Genomic DNA, 24,038 nt, shown 5'->3' on the forward strand with positions numbered 1-24,038 from the left:
CAGACAGCTGGCCGGTGCGGCCCACAGAGCTCCCGATGGGATCAGTGCTGGTGGGAGGGGCCGTTCGTGATGCATTCCTGGACAGGCTTTCTGATGCTCCTGACCTGGACCTGGTGGTGCCGGACAACGCCCTCAAGAGCACACGACAGCTGGCGCAGAAGCTTGGCGGGGCCTGCGTTGTCCTCGATGAGCAACGGGACATGGGCCGCCTCGTGCTGGGGGGATGGACAATCGATCTGGCCCGACAGGACGGGAAAACGCTGGAGGACGATCTGAACCGTCGCGATTACCGGCTGAATGCCATTGCCCTCAGCTTTGACGGCACCCCAAGGCTGCTCGATCCCACAGGTGGTCTTGAGGATCTGCAGGACGCCCGGGTGGTCGCGGTTAACGAAGCCAATCTTCAGGCGGATCCCCTGCGTTTGTTGCGAGGCCTGCGCCTGACCGCGGAACTGAATATGCGCCTGGACGCTCAGACGCTGAAGATGCTGCAGCGCAACCGTTCCCTGCTTCCCCGTGCAGCGCCGGAACGGATCCAGGCTGAACTGCTGCGGCTTGTCGCAGCACCTGCTGCCGACCGAGCCATGGCGACTCTTCTGGAACTGGAGCTGTTGAAGCCCTGGACGAGGCAGAGCTCAGCCACTGGTGATCAACAACCGCTCGGGGCGGCAAAGACAAGCGAACTGCTCACAGACAGCGAACGCCAGCAAGCCCTGCCGCTCGCAAGGCTCACCAGGCTGCTGCCGGATACCGGACTGAAAGAGCTTCGTTTCAGTCGCCGACAGCTGCAGCGCTGTGAACGGCTGCGTTATTGGATCCAGCGTTCAACAGCCAGCGGGGGATGTCCTTGTCCGGATGCTTTGACGGAGCCAGAACGATTACGGCTCCACATGGATCTTGAACAGGATTTACCTGCGCTCATCTTGACTTGGCCCGCAGCACTACAGCAGTCATGGCTGGAGCGCTGGAGAGACCCCCAGGACCCCCTCTTCCATCCACGGCCACCTCTCAATGGCACAGACCTGCAGGAAACCCTCCAGATTTCGCCTGGACCCACGTTGGGCGCTCTGATTCAACACTTGAGCCTTGAGCGTGCGTATGGTCGGGTTTCAACTCGCGAGCAGGCGCTGAACGCAGCCCGATCCTGGTTGTTCCACCAAGAGGTTCAGACAGACCCGAATGGGTCCTGTGATTAACTGCCCTTGCAGCGACGACAACGATCGGCCTGACACGCAGTCTTCCGTTTCCCTTCCCCGTTTCATGAGCGTGCGTCTTTACATCGGCAATTTGCCGCAGAATTTTGAGAGCAAAGAGCTTGAAGCTCAGCTCACCAGCGTTGGGGAGGGAATTCGCTTCAAGGCCGTTCTCGACCGTGAAACAGGTGCCTGCCGAGGCTTCGGCTTCGCGAACGTCGACGACGAAAAAGTCGCTGATGCCGTGATTGAACAGTTCAACGGCAAGGAACTCGGAGGGAATTCACTCCGTGTCGAACGCTCGGAGCGGCGCGACAGCAATGCCGGCGGCGGTGGGCGACGCGGACAGGCCAGTGGCCATGCACCGGGCTCAGCTCGCAAAGCTGTCAACAAGGTTGTTCACAGTGATGCCAAAGCCGAAGAGGCACCAGATCCCCGCTGGGCAGGTGAACTTTCCAAACTCAAGGAACTTCTTGGAAATCAGAAAACGGCTGTCTGAACAGTCGTTTGATCTGATCAGCATCACCGGTCATCTGAGATGACCGGTTTTTTTTGGCCTAAGCCGATTAGCGAGACTGAGCGAGGACAAAGGAGCGAGGAAGGTCAAGGAACTTGTTGAGCTTTCCCACGTAGGCGCGCTTGTTGAAGACGTCATAATCGTGGCGCTCGATCACATCCAAAATCCCCCTGTAGAGGCGTAGGGATGTCCAGACTGGCCATCGTGCATCGCGGGACAACCAGCGCACTCCAGCCTCAGAGCGATCAAACCACGCACGTGCGCGGCTCAGCTGAAACGCCATGAGATCCTTCCAGGCCTGATTGATGCGACCTGCCATCAGGTCATCTTCGGAATATCCGAAGTGCTCAAGATCTTCCAACGGCAGATAGATCCGACCACGACCGCGATCTTCTCCAACATCACGAAGAATATTGGTGAGCTGGTTGGCGATTCCAAGGGCAACTGCGGCATCTGACGTATCAGGACGATCGCTCCAAGGCGCAGAGCTGTAAGCCTGATCCAAACCCATGACCCCCTGAGTCATCAGGCCAACTGTTCCTGCAACCCTGTAGCAGTACAACCTGAGATCGTCGAAACGGGGGTAGCGAGTCCAGGTGAGATCCATGCGCTGTCCCTCGATCATGTCGAGATAGGGCTGAATGCTCTGAGGAAAGCGCTCGAGCGTGTCGACCATCACCGCATCGAGCTCATCCTCGACCTGTCCCTTGAACAGGTCGCGGGTTTTCAACTCCCAGCGATTCAGACGATCGGCCAGCTCCTCCACAGGACGAGCCTGAGCCTCAGGACTGTCCATGAGCTCATCGGTACGTCTGCACCAGACGTAGATCGCCCAGATTGCCCGACGCTTCTCATGGGGGAGCAGCAGCGTTCCGAGATAGAACGTTTTGGCCCACTCGGCGGTCTCCCGACGACAGGCCTCGAAGGCTGCGTCGAGGTCCGGAGCTGCGAGAGGCATGACTCAGGCCGAAACCGGCTCGATGGCTGGAGACGATGATGCCAGCTGATCGCTCTTACGGTCCACCGCCCCTGCACAGAGTTTGCCGCTGAGAACTGCACCTTCCATGGATGCGAGATAGCGCTGCATTGTGTAATCGCCCGCCAGGAAAAAGTTTTTGATCGGCGTGGTCTGATCCGGACGAAGCTGCTGGCAACCAGGCGTGGTTTTGTACACCGATAGAGGTGTCTTCACCACCTTGAATTTCCGCAGCGTGGCGGGGTTATCTCCACCGAAGTGAGTGGGGAACAACTTGTTGAGTTCACCCATCGTGGCCTCGATGATCTCTTCATCTGAACGTCCGATCCAGTCTTTGGCGGGAGCGAACACAAGCTCCAGCATCGACTTATCAGGGTCTTCGTACTCCTTGCAGGTGATGCTCATGTCGGCGTAGACGCTGAGCAGTGGCGAGCGGCTGAACAGCAGGTGATCAATATCGGTGAGCTTGCGATCGAACCAGAGATGCAGGTTGATCACAGGCACTCCACGCAGACCGTCGAGCTTTTTGAAAACGTCCATCTGCTTCCAAGGCTGCGGGAGCAGCAACTTGAAAGGGTCCACCGGTAGAGCACTGACGTAGGCATCGGCGGTGAGATCGAAGCTCTCCTTGCCCTTGATGCCACCGATGTGGAAGGCAGCCACAGTGCCATCGCCATTGAGCTTGATTTCACGCAGCGGGCAATCGAGGTGAACCTCACCGCCAAGCGATTCGATGTGCTCCACCATCGGCTGGCAGAGCCTCTCCGGCGGTGCTCCATCGAGGAAAGCCATCTTGGAGCCGTTCTTCTCCTGCAGGAAACGATTGAGGGCTGTGAGCACAACCGTGGCGGAGATTTCATCGGGGTCGATGAAATTCAGCGCCTTGCTCATCGCCAAGAACACTTCATCGTTCACCCGCTCGGGAATGTTGTGGACCCGCAGCCACTCGGTCCAGGAATACTTGTCGCACTCTTCGACATACCCCTGCCCCCGAAGCATCGCAGGCACAAGGCCCAGGCCGAAGCTGATTTTCTCTGGCCAGCTCAGCATGTCGTTGTTTCCCAGGATCGCGGCCACACCATTCACAGGGGCTGGCAGATCAGGAAAATCAAAGCGGCTGTAAGTGCCTGGTTCCTCCTGCTGATTGAAGATCATCGAATGACTCTTCCACTGCAGCCGGTCTTTGATGTTCAACTCTTTGAAGATCTGAAGCATGTTCGGGTAGGCCCCGAAAAAGATGTGGAGCCCGGTCTCATACCAGTCACCGTCCTCATCTTTCCAGGCTGCAACCTTGCCACCGAGCACGTCGCGAGCTTCGACCACGACGGGCGTATGGCCAGCATCGGCCAGATACTTGGCGCAGGAAAGACCTGCCAAACCGGCCCCCGCAATGGCGACACGCATGCTTCTGAACACAAGTTGAAAACAACCTTAAAAGGAGAGGTCTCCTCTCCGCTTCCTAAAGTCACTTGCAATACGCCTGCGCGGTGTTCGCATCGCTTCGCTTGATTCATGGCCGAGACCCTGCTGAAGAGCACCACCCGTCACGTGCGCCTGTTCACAGCGCGGGTCGAGAATGGTGATCTGATCGCCGACCCGAGTCAACTCACCCTCGACTTGGATCCCGACAACGAATTCGTCTGGTCTGACAGCACGGTCGAGACTGTCCAGCAACGCTTCCGCGAATTGGTCAAGAGCCATGACGGTCAAGCTCTGAATGACTACAACCTGCGTCGCATCGGCACGGAACTAGAAGGCTGCATCCGCGAGCTGCTGCAGGCCGGAAAGCTGAGTTACAACCCCGACTGCCGAGTCCTCAACTATTCGATGGGTCTTCCCAGAACGCCTGAACTGCTGTGAGTCGATCCCCCTACGACCGTTCCGGCTCCGGCTACGACCGGAGAAGCGGTGACCGACGCCGTGATGAGCCGCGCAGGGATGACCGCCGGGACGGCAGAGGATACGGAGGGCCACCTCCTCCGAAGAATGGTGGCAACGGCATGAGCTTGAACACGGCCACCATTGCTGTGCTGGCTGGGGTTCTGATTGTGGGAATCGGCATTGGCAGTGCCGTCACCAGCACCACTCAGGGCGACCAAGGCAACATCGCCAGCTCACAACAGCTGGACATGGCAGTGCCAGACCCCGAGTTCTGCAGGCAGTGGGGTGCCAGTGCCTTTGTGATGGATATCGAGATGTATACGACGCTGAATCCATCCAGCAGTTTTGTCACTCAGCCGACCCTGCAGCCTGGATGCGTGATTCGAAGAGAGAACTGGGCGGTGCTGCGCAAGGAAGGGGCGATCACCTCAGCGCAGGAGAGGGAATGCAAACAGCGGATGAACACCTTTGCCTACATCGGCTCAGTGCGTGACAAACCTGTTGTGCGTTGCGTTTACCAGACCGACATCACTCAGAACAAGTTCCTGACCCGAGGAGTGGCGGATGACACTGTCGGAATCACTCCGGAAGCCGATCAGTTCTGATCGATCTCCCCGGTTTGCTCAAAGCTGATGTCCTGAGGCACTGCGGCAGCCCTTCCCTGACGCAAGGGACTGTCAGCACTTGCAAAGACCGGCAATACATCTCGCCGGAAGGCTTCGGCTGCTCGGGAGCAATAGCGAGATGGGTTCGTGATCAACTTGAGCTGACGACGCACCTGAAGGTCGACGACGGTTGGGCGTAACAAGGTCCCGGCAGTGAGCTCACGCTCGATCGAGACCACTGGCAGGAAAGCCGCGCCCAGACCTGCCTGAACGGCATTTTTGATCGCTTCGAATGAGTTCAGTTCCATCTCAATCCGCAGCCGCTGAACATCCAATCCGGAGCGGCCGAGCAACTGATCAACCATCTTGCGAGTGGTCGACTGCGCATCCAGGCTCACAAAACCAAGCCGATAAAGGTCATCCTTGCTGAGCTCCACCAGACGCGCGAGGGGGTGCTTCACAGGCAGCACCAGAGCCAACTCGTCACTGGCATAAGGCACAACCTGCAGCAGTTCATTCAGTTCAGCTGGTAATTCACCACCGATGATCGCCAGATCGATCTGTCCATTAGCGACACTCCAGCCGGTACGCCGGGTGCTGTGCACATGCAGCTGCACGGCCACATCCGGGAATTTCTGGCGGAACAAACCGATCATGCGAGGCATGAGATAAGTCCCGGTGGTCTGGCTGGCGCCAACCAGCAAAGAGCCCCCCTTGAGGTCGTGAAGATCATCTAGCGCCCTGCACGCCTCATGACACTGACTGAGAATTCGATCGCAGTAGCTGAGCAGAAGGTGGCCCGCTTCTGTGAGCTGAGCCTTGCGACCGCCACGGTCGAACAGGGCAACCTCCAGCTGCTTCTCCAGATTCTGAATCTGCAGGCTCACCGCCGGCTGGGTCACATAAAGACTGTCGGCTGCCTTTTTGAAACTGCCCTCACTGACGATGGCCCGCAGGATGCGCAGCTGATCCAGGGTGAAGGGCAGATCGGCCATGGAAAGCTGCCCGAAAAACAGCAGAAGCCTAAAAACTGTAGGGGTCCCCTTCCCTGCCGAACGCCAGAATCACGGCTCTCGCAGCATCTCGTTGGCTGACGCAACAGCAGGCATCCATCACAGCAGCCTGGTGATGCTGGGGTTGCTCGTTGTTTTCGCAGTGATTCACAGCGGTGGCGCAGCCTTGCGAACACGGGCTGAGGCCAAGATCGGCGCGCGAGCCTGGCGGCTGGTGTTTGCAGCCCTGAGCATTCCCTCAGCCGTTGTGGTGATCGCTTACTTCCTGGCTCACCGCTATGACGGCATCCGGATCTGGAATCTTCAGGGTGTGCCAGGGATGGTGCCATCCATCTGGGTTGTGACAGCGATCAGTTTCCTGTTCCTCTACCCAGCCACCTACAACCTGCTGGAGATCCCTGCGGTGCTGAAGCCTCAGGTGCGTCTCTATGCCACAGGAATCATCCGGATCAGCCGACATCCTCAGGCTGTCGGTCAGATTCTTTGGTGCATGAGCCATGCACTCTGGATTGGAAGCAGCTTCATGCTGGTGACCTGTGCAGGTCTGATTGCGCATCATCTCTTTGCCGTCTGGCATGGCGACCGACGACTCAAAGCACGCTTCGGAGAAGCTTTCGACAGTCTTCAGGCCGAAACATCCGTGGTTCCGTTCGCCGCCGTGATCGATGGGCGCCAACAGCTGGTGTTGAGCGAGCTGGTCCGACCGGCTCAGCTGGGCATCGCCATCGCAGTCGGGGTGTTCTGGTGGGCGCACCGCTACATCCCCAGAGGAGGCATGGCCTTTCTGCACTCGCGTCTCGGAGAATTGTTGAACTGAGCTGCCTACACTCGCTACAAGCTGTTTTGCCTGGATGCCCTCGGCTGCCGACTCCGCCTGGTTGATTCCAGTGCTGCCCTTGTTCGGGGCCCTGATCACTGGTCTGGGTCTGATCAGCTTCAACCGCACAATCAACCGATTGCGAAAACCGGTGGCCGTGCTGCTGATCAGCTGCATTGGTGCTGCCGCAGTGATCAGTTATGCGGTGCTCTTGGAGCAACTGGGAGGCGCACCGCCGGTCGAACACCTGTTTATTTGGGCAAGCGCAGGGGATTTCATCCTGCCAATGGGCTACGTGGTCGACCCTCTTGCCGCAGTGATGCTGGCTCTGGTCACCACTGTGGCCTTGCTGGTGATGATCTACTCACACGGCTACATGGCGCACGACAAGAGCTACGTGCGCTTTTTCACCTACCTGGCCATCTTCAGCAGTTCGATGCTTGGACTGGTGGTGAGCCCCAACCTGCTCGAGATCTATGTGTTCTGGGAGTTGGTGGGCATGTCGTCCTATCTGCTGGTGGGCTTCTGGTACGACCGAGACGGCGCAGCACATGCCGCTCAGAAGGCTTTTGTGGTCAACAGGGTTGGTGACTTCGGCCTCTTGCTCGGCATCCTCGGTCTGTTCTGGGCTACAGGCAGTTTCGACTTCCAGGGAATCGCCGATGGGCTTTCAGCGGGAGTGAGCAGCGGCATCGTGCCGGGCTGGGCAGCTCTCCTTCTCTGTCTGTTTGTGTTCATGGGTCCGATGGCGAAATCGGCCCAGTTCCCTCTTCACGTCTGGCTGCCGGATGCGATGGAAGGTCCAACACCGATCTCGGCACTGATCCACGCCGCCACGATGGTGGCTGCCGGCGTGTTTTTGGTGGCACGTCTCGAACCGCTTTACAGCCAATTTCCGAGCGTGGGAGTGTTCATCGCAGTCACCGGCACGATCACCTGCTTTCTGGGAGCCTCGATCGCCCTCACCCAGATGGACCTCAAAAAGGGACTGGCCTACAGCACCGTGTCCCAGCTGGGCTACATGATGCTGGCCATGGGCTGTGGAGCCCCCGTTGCCGGCATGTTCCACCTGGTGACCCATGCCTTCTTCAAGGCGATGCTCTTCCTGGGGTCGGGATCAGTGATTCACGCCATGGAGGATGTGGTGGGACATGAACCTGTGCTCGCCCAGGACATGCGACTGATGGGCGGTCTGCGCAAAAAGATGCCGATCACAGCGATTACCTTCCTGATTGGCTGCATCGCCATCAGTGGCATCCCTCCACTGGCAGGCTTCTGGAGCAAAGACGAAATTCTTGGACAAGCCTTTGGCACATTTCCCATCCTCTGGGTGGTGGGCTTTCTCACCGCCGGCATGACCGCGTTTTACATGTTCCGGCTTTATTTCCTCACCTTCGAGGGAGACTTTCGCGGCAACGATGAGGCCATGCAGGCTCAGCTGATGGCTGCCGCAGGCAAGGCCGTGGATGAGGAACATGCCCACCATGCGGGCAGCCTGCATGAATCGCCATGGCCGATGACCCTGCCGCTGGTGGTGCTCGCGGTCCCCTCCGTCCTGATCGGTCTGCTCGGCACTCCCTGGAATAGCCGCTTTGCCGGACTTCTTGACCCCGAAGAAGCCCTTGAGATGGCGGAGCATTTCAGTTGGGGAGAATTCCTGCCTCTGGCAGGAGCCTCCGTTGCCATCTCCGTGATCGGAATCAGCGTGGCTGTGCTCGCCTATGCCCTGCGTCGAATCGATCTAGGTGAGCTGGTCGCAGCTCGCTTCCCAGCCGTTAATGCCTTCCTTGCCAACAAGTGGTATTTGGATGACATCAACGACAAGCTGTTCGTCCGCAGCAGCCGCAAAATTGCACGAGAGGTGCTGGAAGTTGACGCCAAAGTGGTTGATGGCGTCGTGAACCTCACCGGCCTGCTCACGCTGGGCAGCGGCGAAGGTCTCAAATACTTCGAAACCGGCCGCGCCCAGTTCTACGCCCTGATCGTGTTTGGTGGTGTCATTGGCCTGGTGGTGCTCTTTGGTGTGCTTGGCGGCCCGATTAATTGACCTCATCAAGTGCACAGTGCCTCATTCATCATCAAGCTGAGCAGCCCTCTGGGAGCTGCAACTCAGGAAGAAAGCTTCACTCAGTTTGGGCGGCATGATGAAGACCTCCTTCCGTTTCTGATCTGAAGTCTGCAGATCTCGATTGATTGTTCGAACTCGTGAAGCCTCCTCAACAAGGGAGCTTTTTTGTTGCTGAACCGACAGGTTCGTTATCTCTGAAAACAACGACCTTGTCGTGCTGAATCCAGCAAGGTGACAAGGCGGGAGCTGCACGGAAATGAAGATGAATGCACCGACCATGTCAACAACCTCAAACGTTGTGGTTGTTGAGGCGGTCAACGTTTTCCCGCTCTTCAGGGTTCTGGAGAGATCTGATCAGCAGATCAGCACATCAACCGGCTTATGTGTGTCAACGCCTATCGAGTCAGTGTCAGTACAGCCAGGATTTCTACACTCCGAACAGTGGTGAAAGGCCTTTTCGTTGCTGGAGTTTGCCGTCAGTGCTCCCTTTGACCCTGCAGCGGATATCGCAGCAGGAATCATTCCAGCTCAGTTCCCCTGGCTGAGTCTTTCCATCCTTTTCCCGATCGTGGGCGCGTTGATCGTCCCCTTCATCCCTGATCAGGGAGAAGGGCGACAAGTCCGCTGGTTCGCTCTGGGCATCGCGCTCGTCACCTTTCTGATCACGGTGGGGGCCTATCTGAGCGGTTATGACCCCAGCTTCAGCGGCCTGCAGCTCTCAGAACGGGTCAGCTGGCTACCAGATCTGGGACTGACGTGGGCCGTTGGGGCCGATGGCTTGTCCATGCCTCTGATCCTGCTCACCAGCTTCATCACCGCGCTGGCGGTCCTGGCCGCATGGCCGGTCACCTTCAAACCCAAGCTGTTCTTCTTTCTGATTCTGGCCATGGATGGCGGCCAGATCGCAGTGTTCGCAGTGCAGGACATGCTGTTGTTTTTCCTGGCCTGGGAACTGGAACTGCTGCCTGTTTACCTGTTGCTGGCCATCTGGGGGGGCAAGAGGCGTCAGTACGCTGCCACCAAGTTCATCCTCTACACGGCTGGCAGCTCGCTGTTCATCCTGCTTGCGGCTCTGGCCATGGGCTTCATGGGAGGCGGTACGCCCAACTTTGAGTACACCGTGCTGGCACAGAAGGGGTTCAGCACAGGATTTCAGTTGCTCTGTTACGCCGGTCTGCTGATCGCCTTCGGAGTCAAATTACCGATCGTTCCACTGCACACCTGGCTGCCGGATGCTCACGGTGAGGCGACAGCTCCAGTGCACATGCTGCTGGCGGGCATCCTGCTGAAAATGGGCGGCTATGCCCTGATGCGCTTCAACGCCGAAATGCTGCCTGAAGCGCATGCCCAATTCGCACCACTTCTGGTCGTGCTGGGTGTTGTCAACATCATTTACGCAGCCCTCACCTCCTTCGCTCAGCGCAACCTCAAACGAAAAATTGCCTACAGCTCTATCAGCCATATGGGCTTTGTGCTGATTGGCATCGGCAGTTTCAGCGCTCTAGGAACGAGTGGCGCGATGTTGCAGATGATCAGCCATGGCCTGATCGGGGCCAGCCTATTTTTCCTGGTGGGCGCCACCTATGACCGCACCCACACCCTGCAGCTCGATGAGATGGGTGGGGTGGGCCAGAAGATGCGGGTCATGTTTGCTCTGTGGACCGTCTGCTGCCTGGCGTCCCTCGCACTCCCGGGCATGAGTGGATTTGTCAGTGAATTGATGGTGTTCACAGGCTTCGCAACCGACGAGGCCTACACACTCAGCTTCAGGATCGTGATCGACGGACTCGCTGCAATCGGTGTGATCCTGACGCCGATCTATCTGCTCTCGATGTTGAGAGAAATTTTCTTTGGCAAGGAAAACGCACAGCTCACCACCAACACCAACCTGGTGGATGCGGAGCCCCGCGAGATCTACATCATCGGCTGTCTGCTGGTGCCGATCATCGGGATTGGTCTCTATCCGCGACTGATGACGGACAGCTACCGAACAGCGATCGAAGCACTGGTTGACCGAGATGTAGCCGCGATGGAGGTGATCAGCCGACCGACAGCACCTTTAATTCGTAGTGGCAGCCTGGCGCCAGCCATGCTCAAAGCGCCTCAGCTGATGCCTGGCAACGGATCCTGATCAATCACGCTGCTAGGGGCTGGCCCGGTCGATCCATCGCCGGTATTTTTCCTGAAGACGGCCACAGGCTGAGATGGATGCCGGGCTGAATCAGAGAGCCGATGCCGGTGCAAGGCTCGCGATTCGCCTGCTTCAGGACGCTGCTCAGCAGGGTGATCTTGATCCATGGGATGTGGATGTCATCGCTGTGGTCGATGGCTTTCTGGATCAGCTGAAACAACGGATCGAAGTTCCCCGCCAAGTTGAGGAAGCGTTGAAGCGACGCGGCGGAAGCTATGAGCGTGACCTGGCCGACAGCAGTGAAGCCTTCCTGGCAGCGTCAGTGCTGGTGGGACTCAAAGCAGAAGTGCTTGAAGCCAGCACGTTTCCTCCGCAACCAGAGGTTGAGGAGATGTTTGAGGCGGATTTTGCTGGCCAGGGATGGCTAGATCCAAGCTTCGACATCCCTCGCCACCCCGAGCGACACCTGCAACGCCGACCGGTGGCTCCACCACCGCTGCGGCGCCCGGTCACGCTGGGGGAGCTGATTGAACAACTGGAATCGATTGCAGAGCAGCTCGAATCAGACGAACTGGAAATGCGCCGACGCCAGCGTCAGAAGCGCTATTCCAACAAGGAAGCGATCGCTCAGGTGGCCGCCCTCGCTCACCGAGAGAAACTGCCGGAAACCACAGCAGCCATGGGCGTCTTTCTGAACGGCTGGGAAGCAGCCCTGCAATGGGTCAATTTCGAACACCTGGTGACTCAATGGAACGACATTGCCGACGACGACCTGGATAAGGACCGCGTAGGGGTGTTCTGGGCACTTCTGTTCCTGTCTTCACAAGGCCAGGTTGAGCTGGAGCAGATGGACTCGCTACACGGTCCGATCAGACTCAAACGGCTACTTGCTCCAGGCACCATGGCCCAGATGCCTCTGACCAGCCTGGACGTGCCAGCTGTCATGCCGGCCGAGGGAGCCGTGGCGGCTTAACCACACCCTTATGTTGGCTTATCCGTTGTAAGCCTGTTACGCCGATGAAGGCGATGATCCTGGCCGCGGGCAAGGGAACAAGGGTTCAGCCGATCACACATGTGATTCCCAAACCGATGATTCCAATCCTGCAGAAGCCAGTGATGGAATTCCTGCTGGAACTGCTCAAGGAGCATGGTTTCGCGGAGGTGATGGTCAATGTGTCCCACTTGGCCGAGGAGATCGAGAACTACTTCCGAGATGGCCAGCGATTTGGCGTGGAAATCGCTTATAGCTTCGAAGGCCGTATCGAAGATGGCGAACTGATCGGTGACGCTCTGGGCTCCGCTGGCGGGCTGAAGAAAATCCAGGATTTCCAGACGTTCTTCGACGACACCTTTGTCGTGTTGTGTGGCGATGCACTCATCGACCTTGATCTCACCGAAGCGGTGAGACGTCACCGGGAGAAAGGTGCCCTCGCCAGCCTGATCACCAAACGTGTTCCGAAGGAACAGGTCAGCAGCTATGGCGTTGTCGTGAGTGATGCGGAGGGACGCATTCAGGCCTTCCAGGAAAAGCCGAAGGTGGACGAAGCCCTGAGCGACACCATCAACACAGGCATCTATCTCTTCGAACCAGAGATTTTTGAGCACATCCCTTCGGGTGAGTCCTTCGACATCGGCTCGGATCTCTTCCCCAGGCTTGTGGAGGTCGGTGCACCGTTCTATGCCTTACCCATGGAGTTCGAATGGGTCGACATCGGCAAGGTCCCCGATTACTGGCGGGCGATCCGAAGTGTGCTTCAGGGTGATGTTCGCCAGGTGGGCATTCCTGGCAAAGAGGTTCGTCCTGGGGTCTACACCGGCCTGAATGTGGCGGCCAACTGGGACCGGATCGACGTTCAGGGCCCCGTCTATGTCGGTGGCATGACCAAGATCGAAGACGGAGCAACGCTGATCGGCCCCACGATGATCGGGCCCAGCTGCCACATCTGCGAAGGCGCCACAATCGATAATTCGATCATCTTCGATTACTCACGCATCGGTGCAGGCGTCCAGCTCGTCGAAAAACTGGTGTTCGGCCGTTACTGCGTTGGCAAAAATGGCGACCATTTCGATCTTCAGGAAGCTGCCCTCGACTGGTTGATCACCGATGCCCGGCGCCAGGATCTGGTTGAGCCCTCCCCTCAGCAGAAAGCGATGGCTGAACTGCTCGGGACTGACCTCACAACTGCTGCGAGCTGAGACCAGCTCGCTCCAGCACCTCAGGAATCCGCTCTTCCGCTCTCACGGCCATCACGTGGACGCCCTGAGCAATCCCGGCAAATTGCCGGACCTGCTCAGCCGCGATGGCGATGCCTTCGGCCGCAGGATCTGAGGCGGCATCCAGTCGCGCGATCAGGCTGTCTGGAATGTTGGCTCCAGGGACCTTCTGATTGATGAAACTGGCATTCCTCGCTGACTTGAGCAGAAACACCCCTGCCAGAACAGGCAGCTCCATCGGAGCCGCCATGTCACGGCAGAAACGCTCCAGCACCTGCGGATCCATCACCATTTGGGTCTGAACGAAACGAGCACCTGCTTCGCGTTTACGCTCCAGCCTGCGCTTGAGCCCCGACCAGCTGGCACAGTGCGGATCAGCGGCAGCTCCTGCAAATAAGGCTGTGGGGCCATCGGGCAGGCTCTCCTTCACAGGGTCCTCACCCCGGTTGAAAGAGCTGACTTGCTGCAGCAGCCGCACCGACTCCAGTTCATGCACCGGGCGAACGGAGGGTTGATCACCAGCCTTCACTGAATCCCCAGTGAGACACAGCAAATTACGGATACCGAGCGCATGGGCACCGAGCAGATCCGCCTGAATCCCAATGCGATTGCGATCACGCCCTGCCATTTGCAGCACAGGCTCAAGCCCTGCGTCCAACAGCAAGCGGCACACCGCAAGACTGCTCATGCGCATCACAGCGCGGCTGCCGTCAGTGACATTGATGGCCTGAACCCAGTCGCGCAGGAGATTGGCCATGGCCAAGGTATGACTGGGATCTCCCCCACGGGGTGGCATCACCTCAGCCGTGACGGTGACGGCACCAGCCTCAAGACTGCGCTGCAGCGCTGAACCCAAACCCTTCAAATGCTTCTGATGGCCACTATGGAAGATCGCCAGTCAGGAATGAATGCCTAGGATGGAGGTGGAAGAATCGTCGGTGTCCAGCATGGTGAATGGCGATGGACATGGGTCCTCGAACATCTCACTCTCGACACGGGAGGTCGAAATCATCGAACTGGTCGCAGAGGGATTGACCAACCAGGAGATTGCAGAGCGGCTCACCATCAGCAAACGGACGGTCGACAATCACGTCAGCAACGTCTTCACCAAGACTGGCTCCAAGAACAGAGTTGCCCTGCTCAATTGGGCCATGGATCACGGGAAAATCTGCCGTGATGGCTTCAACTGTTGCCTACTCCCGGAATCATCCGTTGACGCGTCCTGACTGCCAGCGGCAGAGGCACAGGCAGATCCATTAGGGAGCAACTGGCCAGAGAAAGGTCGAACAGCTCGGCATACGCGACACAGGCCTCCCGATCCAGTCCGATGAATCGCAGAATTCCGTCGTGGTCGTAGAGGCCGTGCACGAGTCACTTCACGATTCCCAATCCAAATCTAAAGGAAAACCAAAGACTCTTTCAAGGATCGTGGGGTGATTGTCTTAAGTCGACTCCAGACCTTGACGCTGTCTCATCTCCAGAGGCCAGCTTGAAATCGGCTGATAAGCCAGTGCTGCATTGCTCCAGAGCCCTTCGCCGGTGACCTCCCGACCACACCACTCGGGTTGGTCAACGAGATCTGAAGCGTCACTGAGCTCTACCTCCGCCAGCACCAGCGGTGCATTGTCTCCTTCAAAGCAATCCACCACCCACTCGCCACCGGGAAGCGACAAGGCAAACCGGGTCTTGATTAACCGATGGGGCGCAAGCGTCCAGAGGGCTTCGGAATCAGCAGGCGGCAGTTCGTATTCGAATTCATGACGCGCGATTCCCTCCGCGGGCGCCTTGAGCGTGAGCCAAGCTTTTCCATCCGCCCGAAGCCGCACCCGGACGGTGAAACCGTCCTCACTCAAGACCAGATAGCCCTGTCTGAGCTGCTGTGGCTCTCCTGCATGGGCACGCCAGCCAGACCCGGTCACCAGGAAACGGCGTTCGATCTCAAGGGGCATCGCTGAGCTTTCAGTTGGGCGAGGGCATCGTGTCCACCAGGCTCCCGGCCCAGTGCAACTTGCGTGAAAGGGTGCGGTAGTAAGAGGGCGACTGCTCCAGCTGAACCATCAGCGCATGATGGGGAGCCCTTTGAATCACGCAGCATTCACCAGGGCACAGCACCGGCCCACTGGCGCCGTCCTTCCAGAGCTTCACTGGCCGATATCCGTCTCCAAGTGGCCAGATCACCAATCTCGACCTGGGTGGAAGCACCACCGGACGACTGGACAGACTCATCGGACAGATGGGGCTCACGATGATGGCGTCAATTCCTGGGTGGAGGATGGGTCCTCCGGCGGCCATGGCGTAGCCGGTTGAACCGGTTGGAGTCGCCAGGATCAAACCATCTCCGCGGACCTGGTCAACCACTTCTCCGTCAATCTCCAGTTCAAGGGTGCAGGTGGGCGCAAGATCCTCCTGACAGGGACGCAGATACAAATCATTCAGAGCCCAATGACGCTCAATGTCATCCGCGGCCTGCCCCCCTTCTCCAGATACGGAACAGTTGAGGTCATCGGCTCGATTCACCACAGCCTGCAGCATCATGCGACGTTCCATCGCGAAATGGTCGTCCTGCAGGCGTCGCCACAGACCATCACGCCGAATCAGCCCTGGTTCATGGGTGAGGAAGCCCAGATGACCGCCGACGTTGAAACAGAGAATCGGCACGTCATAAACAGCCAGATGCCTTGCAGCACCAAGAACCGTGCCGTCACCTCCAAGCACCACCGCCAGGTCAGGGAGTTCCGGTTCCGACGCAAGCAGGCCTGGGAAGGGATCCGCGCTGAGACCGCTCATCGCCACAGACACAGTCACGCCAAGAGACTCGAGCGTCTTGGCACAGGCCTTGGCCTCTTTCAAAGCCAGAGGGCTTTCAGCCCTATAGATCAACCAGACCCGATGCAGACGCATGATGAGGGCGCCGGCCCTACCAGCGCAGAAGGTTGAAGCGTTCCATGTCCACTGTGACGCGATTGCGATAAAGCGACAAAAGAATGGCCAGGCCAACCGCCGCTTCCGCAGCAGCCACGGTGATCACGAACACTGAGAAAATCTGACCACGGATCAGCTGGCCATCCACATAGGAGGAGAACGCCATCAGATTGATGTTCACACCATTGAGCATCAGCTCGATGCTCATCAGCACCCTCACAGCATTACGACTGTTGATCAGCCCCCAGACGCCCGTGCAAAACAGCACTGCGGCAACAAGCAGATAGGCCTCGAGAGGAACGGAACCGGACAGCAGCTCGGAGAGCATGACAAGAAGGCAGGGAAAGGTCAGGAAGGTGGTTGATCAACCAGCAGGGGAGTCCGGGCCTTTTCAATCAGGCCTTGATCCGCAAGTTCACCAGTGCCTGGATCGACGGCCTGAACATCGCGTCGAGCCAGCACAATTGCTCCAATCATGGCCATCAGCAACAGAACTGAGGCCAGCTCAAAAGGAAGCAAATAATCGGTAAAGAGATGCTCACCGATTCGAACCGTGGCGTCTTCGCCAATTGGCTCTGGCCCTTCCGCCCATGGAGTTGTGAGGACGACCCTTGTTAACAAGGCGAAGAGGCCGGCACAGACGCCACCGGAAAGCAGGCGACGCAAGGTCAACCCTGGAATTGGAGCAAGGTCTTCCTTTTTGTTGACGAGCATGATCGCAAACAAGATCAGCACGTTCACAGCACCGACGTAGACCAGCACCTGGGCTGCAGCAACGAAACTGGCATTGAGCAACAGATACAAACCAGCCACTGCCAGGAACACGCCCCCAAGCAGAAAGGCCGAATAGACGATGTTGCTGAGCAACACCACCCCGAGAGCTCCCAGCACAACCACAGAGCTGAGCACCAGAAAGCAGATCAGTTGCGTTGACGCTGCGATCGTCATTCAGCACTCTCCTTGCGATCCGTTGACACCGTGGTCGATTCTCCCGCATCCACTGTTGAAACAGCTGCGGCTGACTTCATGGCAGCCAGCAGCTGATCGGGTCGCTGCCCAGCCCGTGGGCGATCGGGATCCACAACATGGGGATCGATTTCGCCGGCCGGAAGGTAAGCAAATTCCCGCAGAGGCAGAACTGATGGGTCGGTGGTCACGCTGGTAGGGAGACGCCCCAGTGCGACGTTGTCGTAGTTGAGGCTGTGACGGTCAAATGCCGCCAGCTCGTACTCCTCCGTCATCGAAAGGCAATTGGTGGGGCAGTACTCCACGCAATTTCCACAAAAAATGCACACCCCGAAATCAATCGAGTAATTCCTCAGTTCTTTCTTTTTGGTGGCCTTATTCATCACCCAATCCACCACGGGCAGATTGATCGGGCAGACGCGCACGCACACCTCACAGGCAATGCACTTATCAAACTCGTAATGGATGCGCCCGCGATACCTTTCCGAGGGGATCAGCTTCTCGTAGGGGTACTGCACCGTGACGGGACGGCGCTTCATATGGTCGAAGGTGACGGCCAGACCCTGAGTGAGATTGCGCGCCGCGTCGACGGCATCTCTGGTGTAGTCACCAACCTGTTTGAGAAAACCGAACATGGCCTGAGGGAGGGGAGACGGAGTGACCGCTGAGCAAGAGCCTAGGTAATTAAACCTAACCCCCGAAGGCGACCGGGAAGGCAAGTTTCAGCGCTGCGGTCACGAGCAAATTGACCAAAGCCAGTGGCAGCAGGAACTTCCAACCAAGATCAAGAAGCTGGTCAATGCGAACCCGCGGCGTCGACCAGCGCAACAGGATGGCAATGAAAACGAGCAGATAGGCCTTCAGCACGGTCATCACAATGCCTGTTGTGCCTGTGATCACCTGGACGAGAGGAGCATCGACCGATTGCCCCAGCCAGCCGGCCAGCCATTCCACCGGCAAAGGGAAGCCCCAGCCGCCGAGATAGAGCACCGAAACCAGCAGAGCTGACAGCACCAGATTGATGTAGCTGCCGAGGTAGAAGAGCGCGAACTTCATGCCGGCGTATTCGGTCTGATAACCGGCAACCAGCTCCTCTTCCGCTTCGGGGAGGTCGAACGGAAGGCGTTCACATTCCGCCAAAGCGCAGATCCAGAAAATCAGAAAGCCGACAGGTTGGCGCCAGATATTCCAGCTGAGGATTCCCGCACCGGTTTGCTGATCGACGATGTCGACGGTGCTGAGGGAATTGCTCATCATCACCACCGCAAGCACAGCGAGAGCGAGGGGAATCTCGTAGCTGATCGACTGTGCAGCTGCCCTGAGACCTCCAAGCAGGGAATATTTGTTGTTCGAGGCGTATCCGCTCATCAACAGGCCGATCGGCTGAACGCTGCTGAGAGAGATCCACAGAAAAATGCCTACACCCACATTGCTGATCAAAAGGTTCTGACCGAAGGGAACGATCAACCAGGACAGAATCACTGGAACAACGACCAGAACAGGGCCGAGCGTGAACAACAGACTGTCGGCCCTGGCGGGAATGATGTCTTCCTTCACCAGCAATTTGAGACCATCAGCCAAGGGCTGAAGAACACCAAGTGCCCCGGCATATTCAGGTCCGATGCGCTGCTGAACCGCTGCTGAGATCTTGCGTTCAAGCCAAACGGTGACGAGAACCCCCACCACTGCTGCAACAAGCACCAACAGCATGGGTAGTGGAAGCCAGATCAAGCGAGCTGCCTGCTCAGACAGTCCAAAGCCCTCGAGAGCTTGACTGAAACTTCGTTCCAGATCCAGGCCTGGACTGACCAGAGCCGGTGCGCTGGTGGCGAGGAAAGTCACCATGAGCAAAGGTGTGATGAATGTAACTTAAGTGGTGATGGTTGGAACTCGGGCCTCCAGTGGCGTCCATTGGCGCAGATCACTGCCTGTGTAGATCTGAGATGGCCGAAAGATTCGATTGGCACCAAGCTGTTCACGCCAGTGAGCCAGCCATCCGGCCACTCTTGCGATGGCAAAGACCGGCGTGAACAGGTCTCTGGGAATACCCAGCTTGCGGTAAACAAGTCCGGAATAGAAATCCACATTGGGATAAATCCCTTTTGGGCCGAGACGGGTTTCCGCCGCTGTCTCCAGAGCTCTGGCCACGTCGTACATCTCATCGTGACCAAAGCGTTCGAACATCTCTTCAGCGAGAGCCTGAAGAATCACCGCACGAGGATCTTTGACGCGGTATTCACGGTGACCGAATCCCATGATCTTGCGCTTGCTGGCCATGGCCTCATCGAGATAGCCTGCGGCCTGATCTGGTGTGCCGATCTCCTCGAGCATCGCCAGGACATCTTCATTGGCCCCGCCATGAAGGGGACCAGCCAGCGTGCCGACGGCTGAGGCGACGACCGCATAAGGATCGGTGAGTGTGCTGGCGGTGACGCGGGCACTGAAAGTGCTCGCATTGAGACTGTGCTCCGCATGCAGGATCAGGCACTGATCAAAGATCCTTGAGGCCATGGGATCCGGCTCACGCTCCATGAGCATGTAGAGAAAATTGGCGGAATACGCCAGATCGTCCCTGGGCTGAATGGGATCTTGGCCTTTACGGATCAGCTGAAAGGCGGCGACCATGGTCGGGATCTTGGCGATCAGCCGAACCACCGCGTCATAGATGTACTGAGGGTCGTCGATGGCACGACGTGAATAAAACAGACCCAAAGACGCTGCGCTGGACTGCAGAGCATCCATCGGATGCCCATCGGAGGGGAAGCACTTCATCATGTCCCTGACGCGGAAACTCACGCGTCGGTGCATCTGCACTTCGTCCTCAAAGTCGCGTAACTGCTGAGGAGTGGGCAATTGCCCCCAGATCAGCAGGTATGTGGTCTCCAGAAAGCTGCAGTGGTTGGCCAGATCGTCGACGGGATAGCCGCGATAGGACAGGCAGCCTGCATGACCATCAATGTCACAGATGGACGACTGGGTGGCAGGCACCCCCTCAAGTCCGGGGCGGAACACCAGACCCGTTCGCTCATGACGGATCTCGGCACCATCGTTCTGACTCACCAACCTCCGCTTCAGCGCAAGGGCAACTTAAACGGAGCGCGGGAGCAAAAGACGAGGCCTGAGTAATGCCTGCAGTTCAGCCTGACCCCGAGGATCGCTCAGGTCAGCCTGCCAACTGAGATGGCAGTATCCCGCCTTGCGCAAGCGCAGGCTGCTGGCGGGTGCTCCGATCAGCGTCGCCGCAAGAGTGCTCAGATCTGGCTCATGGCCAACCAACAGGCAACAGCCGGACACGCGGGAGACCAACGGCCACGGGTCACCGCCTGGCTCCAGGGCTGAATCCAGACGGATCGACTTCGCCAACCCAGCCTGGACCGCCAACTCAGCGGTCTGCCTGCATCGCCTGTAAGGACTGCTGATCAGTGTGTCCGCCTGAACATCCAGCCTCCGCAGTTGTCGGACAACCTCCAGAGTTCGCCGCATGCCGCGATCGGTCAGGGGGCGATCGGGATGATCACGGCCGCAGACCCGTTCTGCGGCAATGCCATGGCGCAGGAGAAGAAGATCAACCGAGCTGGAGTCGCGCACGCAGACGCAAGCTGCTCACACGTTCATCCTGAACGGAGGTGGCGTTCGGGTCAGCCCCAGCAGAGACAGCTAAACCTTTCACAGCTGGCAACAGTGATCGACCTGCCACCCCCTGCACCAGCTCCCAGGGTCGCCACTGACCCAGGTGCAAGCGGCTTGGCGCCGCAGCGAGTGCCAGTTGCTGAGACAGCACTGACTGACTCGCGAACTGCAGCTCCTGCAGCTGCTGCTGTCGCTGCATCAGGTCCCCACTCTCACCGCGACGGCGCAAACCATCGAGGGTCTCTGCCCACCAGTTCACACCGGTGTGCCGCTCCAGAGCGACAGCAAGTTCAGCTTGCAGCGACTCCTCTCCTCGACGTCGTTGACGAGCCAGACGGGTCCAGACCTGAACAGGTTGGCCTTCGCTGTCGAGAGTGGAGCCTGTCAACCCAAGCCCCTGAAGTCGCTGATCCACCACTTCGGGATCGGGACGATTCGGCCGGGTGCCTAACACCCAGCCCTGCGGCCCTTGCTGCCAAAGCATGGGCCCCTCATCGAGGCCGGCGACCGCAGCCGCGGCCCCGGTCGACAGGGATTCGATCGACTGCCGCAGAAGGGGAGCGATCCACTGAGCCAGGGGCTCATTGGCATCGGCAGCCAGAAGATCCGCAGGATTCGTGAGCAGAGCGACTGTCTCCGCATCACCACCGGCATCTCTAAGCAACACATCGCTGTCCGCCAGCTGAGACATCCGGGGAATCAGAGGCTCACGGAAGTGAACCACGGCATCAAGCGCCAGATCAGCGCCCTGCGGTGTCAGCGATGCCACCAGCCCCTGCAGGTCTTCACGGGCAGTGATCGCTGAGGGGACCCCCAGCCAGCGGTCCATCGCACCAGGGGTGGCAATCAGAACGGCAGCACCACGACCGAAGCTCTGCAGATCAGCCGCCAGAACAGGGTCTCCGAGCTGATGCTGACTGTCCAGTTGAGAGACATCCAGCGCCTGTTCAAGCACGCCTCGCCCTGAAGCCAGCAACAGCAGATCGTCGTCGATCAAGGCCGTGGCGATCGGTTGGGGATCTCTTCCCAGCAGGGCACCGCGACCGCTGATCAGTCCCATACCGCGGTAGCGGGAGATCTGCAGATCGGTGCCTGCCAGGCTTCGGGTCTGCCAGAAACGCTGCAGAAAGCGCTTGGCCCCATCTTCATCGCGGCTGGACAGTGCCAGGACCCAACCCTGCTTCGGTTGTTCCCCGGACTGCTGTGCAGGAGCGTCAAGCACTGCAAAGCTGACCTCGGGCCCGATCCAGCCGGCCAGCTCAGTGCTGAAGTCAAGGCCGGCCAGAGCAAAGGCACCATCTCTGAGCTGACGGGTGCTGTCATTCACCAGTTGGCGCTGGCGAACGGGCGCAACGGCCTGGGCGTAAGCAGGCACCTGACGCGAGTCGACCAGCCAGTGCAGCGTCAGGGCTGCATCACTTGGCATAAACCGTGCTGCGCGGGGCAGTTCAAGTGGCCGGTCCATGATCCGCAGCGGGCTCTGACGAGCCATCGCCCACCAAACACCCAGCGCCAGGGTGAGCAGCACCATCGCCACAGCGACCAGAGCCAACAGGAACGAGCGCCCTTTCATGAACAGGCGGTGAAGCACATGGTGCTCATCTTCTATCCATCCATGGTGCTGTGCCAGCCCAAAGCCAGACTGAAGCGATGAATGGACCCACCCCCAAACCCCTCAAAGCCAGCGAACTGAACGACTGGCTCAACGACAACACCGATCTGACCGTTGTGGATGTGCGGGAGCAGCAGGAACTGGTGATCGCTCCATTTCCGCACCCGGTAAAGCATCTGCCCCTCAGTGATGCTGAAAACTGGATGGGGAGCATTGATGACGTGCTGCCAAACGGTGGTTCGATCGTGGTGCTGTGCCATGCCGGTGTGCGCAGCTGGAATTTCGGTTGCTGGCTGCTCGAGAATCGACCATCCCTGGACGTCTGGAACCTTGAGGGTGGCATTGACGCCTGGAGCGTTGTGGTGGATCCCGCAGTGCCGCGCTACTGAACGCCCTGCCACTGATCAGCGCGCCAGTCAGCCGAACGGCATGCATTCATGACAGGAACCAATCTCCCTGACTGATTCTTCGTAAGATCGCGATCCGCAAGGTGATCTCCGTGAAGCCGCTGCCCCGAAGACAGCAGGAGGTTCTTCAGGCCACGGTCCACCACTATGTCGACACCATCGAACCGGTGGGCAGTCGCGCTTTAGTGCAGAGATTCGGAATCAAAGCGAGTTCGGCCACGGTGCGTTCGGCCATGGGAGCTCTGGAACAGCGTGGACTCCTGACCCAGCCACACACGTCAGCGGGTCGCGTGCCCAGCCCCCAGGGCTACCGCCACTATGTGGACTGCCTTCTGCCCGAACCCGGTGCGGGTGCCCATCACCTGGAGCGGGAATTGACCCAGCTGAGCCTGCGCTGGGCGGCACTGGATGACCTGCTGCTGCAGCTGGCACGCCGGCTGACGGATTTCACAGGTCTGATGAGCCTGATCAGCCCGCCGCAACGATCCCAGAGCAATCTCAGAACCATTCGCCTGGTGCGCAGTGAAGACCGCCTGCTGGTGATGCTCGTGGGCGATTCCAGCCAGGCCCATCACCTCAATCTGCGGCTGCCCCATGGCAGTGCCGGTCAGGTGGAAGCCTTAGAACGCTGGACCTCAGACCAACTGGTGCAGGCCGGAAAGCTGGACTGGAGCTGTCTGCCACAGCAGCTGCAATCCTGCGGAAGGGCACTTCAGGACGCGCTGGAGAACGGCAATCCCTTCCAACGCCCGATCGAGCAGGCACCGTTAGTGCATGGGGTGTCGCGGCTCGTGGCTGAACCCGAATTCAGTGACAGCGCCAGGGTGAGGCCTCTTCTCGACCTGATGGACAGTGACCCGGCAGCGTTTGTTCCCGCACCTGCCTGGTCCGACGGACGCGTCTGGATCGGCCAGGAGCATCCTGAGACAGCATTGAGCCGCTGCTCAGTCGTCCAGGCCAGCTATCGCAGCGGTGACGGAGGCGTGGGCCAGGTTGCCCTGATCGGCCCCATGCGGATGGCCTACGCGACCGCTCGTGCGGCCGTCAACTCCGTTGCTGTCACCCTGGAGCGCTTACTCAGCTGAG

The 24,038-nt window shown here is 58.7% G+C and carries 25 protein-coding genes; 12 read left to right on the top strand and 13 right to left on the bottom strand.

Going from position 1 to position 24,038, the window contains the following annotated elements; all coding sequences use genetic code 11:
- The first annotated feature begins 35 nt into the window (after positions 1-35).
- Both SynMITS9220_RS11995 and SynMITS9220_RS12000 read left to right on the top strand, forming a co-directional pair.
- The gene (locus SynMITS9220_RS11995) at positions 36-1,196 is read left to right on the top strand and encodes a CCA tRNA nucleotidyltransferase (RefSeq protein ID WP_370594341.1); all 1,161 of its coding nucleotides are present in this window, start codon (positions 36-38) and stop codon (positions 1,194-1,196) included.
- 64 nt (positions 1,197-1,260) lie between these two features.
- Positions 1,261-1,692, top strand: a complete 432-nt coding sequence (locus SynMITS9220_RS12000; protein ID WP_067096372.1) for an RNA-binding protein — start codon at positions 1,261-1,263, stop codon at positions 1,690-1,692.
- 67 nt (positions 1,693-1,759) lie between these two features.
- On the opposite strand, the gene SynMITS9220_RS12005 is transcribed toward SynMITS9220_RS12000, so the two are convergent.
- Positions 1,760-2,668, bottom strand: coding sequence for a phytoene synthase (locus SynMITS9220_RS12005; protein WP_115125665.1), 909 nt, complete (start codon positions 2,666-2,668; stop codon positions 1,760-1,762).
- A 3-nt stretch (positions 2,669-2,671) separates the two neighbouring features.
- Positions 2,672-4,090, bottom strand: a complete 1,419-nt coding sequence (pds, locus tag SynMITS9220_RS12010; protein ID WP_186989485.1) for a 15-cis-phytoene desaturase — start codon at positions 4,088-4,090, stop codon at positions 2,672-2,674.
- A gap of 108 nt (positions 4,091-4,198) precedes the next feature.
- Here pds and ndhM point away from each other — a divergent pair, with 108 nt between their 5' ends.
- Together ndhM and SynMITS9220_RS12020 are read left to right on the top strand one after the other, a co-directional pair.
- Positions 4,199-4,546: an NAD(P)H-quinone oxidoreductase subunit M gene (gene ndhM, locus SynMITS9220_RS12015; protein WP_186989488.1), complete on the top strand. Its 348-nt coding sequence runs from the start codon at positions 4,199-4,201 to the stop codon at positions 4,544-4,546.
- Complete coding sequence (locus tag SynMITS9220_RS12020) at positions 4,543-5,172, top strand: DUF3172 domain-containing protein (protein ID WP_115125667.1); 630 nt, start codon at positions 4,543-4,545, stop codon at positions 5,170-5,172. Before ndhM ends, SynMITS9220_RS12020 begins: the two co-directional genes overlap by 4 nt.
- Here the strand turns inward: SynMITS9220_RS12020 and SynMITS9220_RS12025 are convergent.
- Positions 5,163-6,167 (bottom strand): LysR family transcriptional regulator, encoded by a 1,005-nt coding sequence (locus SynMITS9220_RS12025; RefSeq protein ID WP_186989490.1) that lies wholly within the window; start codon positions 6,165-6,167, stop codon positions 5,163-5,165. The two genes, SynMITS9220_RS12020 and SynMITS9220_RS12025, sit on opposite strands and share 10 nt — an antisense overlap.
- A 133-nt stretch (positions 6,168-6,300) precedes the next feature.
- Here SynMITS9220_RS12025 and SynMITS9220_RS12030 point away from each other — a divergent pair, with 133 nt between their 5' ends.
- From SynMITS9220_RS12030 to SynMITS9220_RS12050, 5 genes are all read left to right on the top strand, one after another.
- Entirely contained in the window at positions 6,301-7,002 is a 702-nt protein-coding gene (locus tag SynMITS9220_RS12030; protein ID WP_186992216.1) for an NnrU family protein, read from the top strand.
- 34 nt (positions 7,003-7,036) lie between these two features.
- Positions 7,037-9,049, top strand: coding sequence for an NAD(P)H-quinone oxidoreductase subunit 5 (locus SynMITS9220_RS12035; RefSeq protein WP_186989492.1), 2,013 nt, complete (start codon positions 7,037-7,039; stop codon positions 9,047-9,049).
- Between the two features lie 481 nt (positions 9,050-9,530).
- Entirely contained in the window at positions 9,531-11,201 is a 1,671-nt protein-coding gene (locus SynMITS9220_RS12040; RefSeq protein WP_186989494.1) for an NAD(P)H-quinone oxidoreductase subunit 4, read from the top strand.
- 73 nt (positions 11,202-11,274) lie between these two features.
- Positions 11,275-12,174 (top strand): segregation/condensation protein A, encoded by a 900-nt coding sequence (locus tag SynMITS9220_RS12045; protein ID WP_186989497.1) that lies wholly within the window; start codon positions 11,275-11,277, stop codon positions 12,172-12,174.
- A gap of 44 nt (positions 12,175-12,218) precedes the next feature.
- A complete protein-coding gene (locus SynMITS9220_RS12050) occupies positions 12,219-13,397 on the top strand; it encodes an NDP-sugar synthase (protein ID WP_115125672.1) in 1,179 nt (392 codons plus the stop codon).
- Here the strand turns inward: SynMITS9220_RS12050 and SynMITS9220_RS12055 are convergent.
- A complete protein-coding gene (locus SynMITS9220_RS12055; RefSeq protein WP_186989499.1) occupies positions 13,378-14,271 on the bottom strand; it encodes a methylenetetrahydrofolate reductase in 894 nt (297 codons plus the stop codon). The two genes, SynMITS9220_RS12050 and SynMITS9220_RS12055, sit on opposite strands and share 20 nt — an antisense overlap.
- Before the next feature lie 91 nt (positions 14,272-14,362).
- Between SynMITS9220_RS12055 and SynMITS9220_RS12060 the strand changes: the two genes are divergently transcribed.
- Positions 14,363-14,641 carry a LuxR C-terminal-related transcriptional regulator gene (locus SynMITS9220_RS12060; protein ID WP_066909057.1) on the top strand — a complete coding sequence of 93 codons (279 nt, stop codon included), beginning with the start codon at positions 14,363-14,365 and terminating at the stop codon, positions 14,639-14,641.
- 216 nt (positions 14,642-14,857) lie between these two features.
- On the opposite strand, the gene SynMITS9220_RS12065 is transcribed toward SynMITS9220_RS12060, so the two are convergent.
- From SynMITS9220_RS12065 to SynMITS9220_RS12105, 9 genes are read right to left on the bottom strand one after another with little or no spacing between them, the layout of a single operon-like run.
- Positions 14,858-15,364: a CYTH domain-containing protein gene (locus tag SynMITS9220_RS12065; protein WP_186989501.1), complete on the bottom strand. Its 507-nt coding sequence runs from the start codon at positions 15,362-15,364 to the stop codon at positions 14,858-14,860.
- 10 nt (positions 15,365-15,374) lie between these two features.
- Positions 15,375-16,316 (bottom strand): NAD(+) kinase, encoded by a 942-nt coding sequence (locus SynMITS9220_RS12070; protein ID WP_186989503.1) that lies wholly within the window; start codon positions 16,314-16,316, stop codon positions 15,375-15,377.
- Positions 16,317-16,332: 16 nt separating this feature from the next.
- Positions 16,333-16,665: an NADH-quinone oxidoreductase subunit NuoK gene (nuoK, locus tag SynMITS9220_RS12075; protein WP_066909066.1), complete on the bottom strand. Its 333-nt coding sequence runs from the start codon at positions 16,663-16,665 to the stop codon at positions 16,333-16,335.
- Positions 16,666-16,685: 20 nt separating this feature from the next.
- Complete coding sequence (locus tag SynMITS9220_RS12080; RefSeq protein WP_186989506.1) at positions 16,686-17,285, bottom strand: NADH-quinone oxidoreductase subunit J; 600 nt, start codon at positions 17,283-17,285, stop codon at positions 16,686-16,688.
- Positions 17,282-17,938 carry an NAD(P)H-quinone oxidoreductase subunit I gene (ndhI, locus tag SynMITS9220_RS12085; protein WP_115125677.1) on the bottom strand — a complete coding sequence of 219 codons (657 nt, stop codon included), beginning with the start codon at positions 17,936-17,938 and terminating at the stop codon, positions 17,282-17,284. The genes SynMITS9220_RS12080 and ndhI overlap by 4 nt, the downstream gene beginning before the upstream one ends.
- Before the next feature lie 55 nt (positions 17,939-17,993).
- The gene (gene nuoH / locus SynMITS9220_RS12090) at positions 17,994-19,148 is read right to left on the bottom strand and encodes an NADH-quinone oxidoreductase subunit NuoH (RefSeq protein WP_066909075.1); all 1,155 of its coding nucleotides are present in this window, start codon (positions 19,146-19,148) and stop codon (positions 17,994-17,996) included.
- A 24-nt stretch (positions 19,149-19,172) separates the two neighbouring features.
- Positions 19,173-20,363, bottom strand: coding sequence for a citrate synthase (locus SynMITS9220_RS12095; protein ID WP_186989508.1), 1,191 nt, complete (start codon positions 20,361-20,363; stop codon positions 19,173-19,175).
- Positions 20,364-20,390: 27 nt separating this feature from the next.
- Positions 20,391-20,891, bottom strand: a complete 501-nt coding sequence (locus tag SynMITS9220_RS12100; RefSeq protein ID WP_186989510.1) for a histidine phosphatase family protein — start codon at positions 20,889-20,891, stop codon at positions 20,391-20,393.
- Positions 20,869-22,506 carry a DUF3352 domain-containing protein gene (locus SynMITS9220_RS12105; RefSeq protein ID WP_186989512.1) on the bottom strand — a complete coding sequence of 546 codons (1,638 nt, stop codon included), beginning with the start codon at positions 22,504-22,506 and terminating at the stop codon, positions 20,869-20,871. Before SynMITS9220_RS12105 ends, SynMITS9220_RS12100 begins: the two co-directional genes overlap by 23 nt.
- Before the next feature lie 77 nt (positions 22,507-22,583).
- Between SynMITS9220_RS12105 and SynMITS9220_RS12110 the strand changes: the two genes are divergently transcribed.
- A complete protein-coding gene (locus SynMITS9220_RS12110; protein WP_186989514.1) occupies positions 22,584-22,934 on the top strand; it encodes a rhodanese-like domain-containing protein in 351 nt (116 codons plus the stop codon).
- 110 nt (positions 22,935-23,044) lie between these two features.
- Positions 23,045-24,037: a heat-inducible transcriptional repressor HrcA gene (locus tag SynMITS9220_RS12115; RefSeq protein ID WP_186989516.1), complete on the top strand. Its 993-nt coding sequence runs from the start codon at positions 23,045-23,047 to the stop codon at positions 24,035-24,037.
- The last annotated feature ends 1 nt before the right edge of the window (position 24,038 follow it).

Origin of the sequence: Synechococcus sp. MIT S9220 (genome assembly GCF_014304815.1) — a bacterium.
In the GTDB taxonomy this organism is placed as follows: domain Bacteria; phylum Cyanobacteriota; class Cyanobacteriia; order PCC-6307; family Cyanobiaceae; genus Synechococcus_C.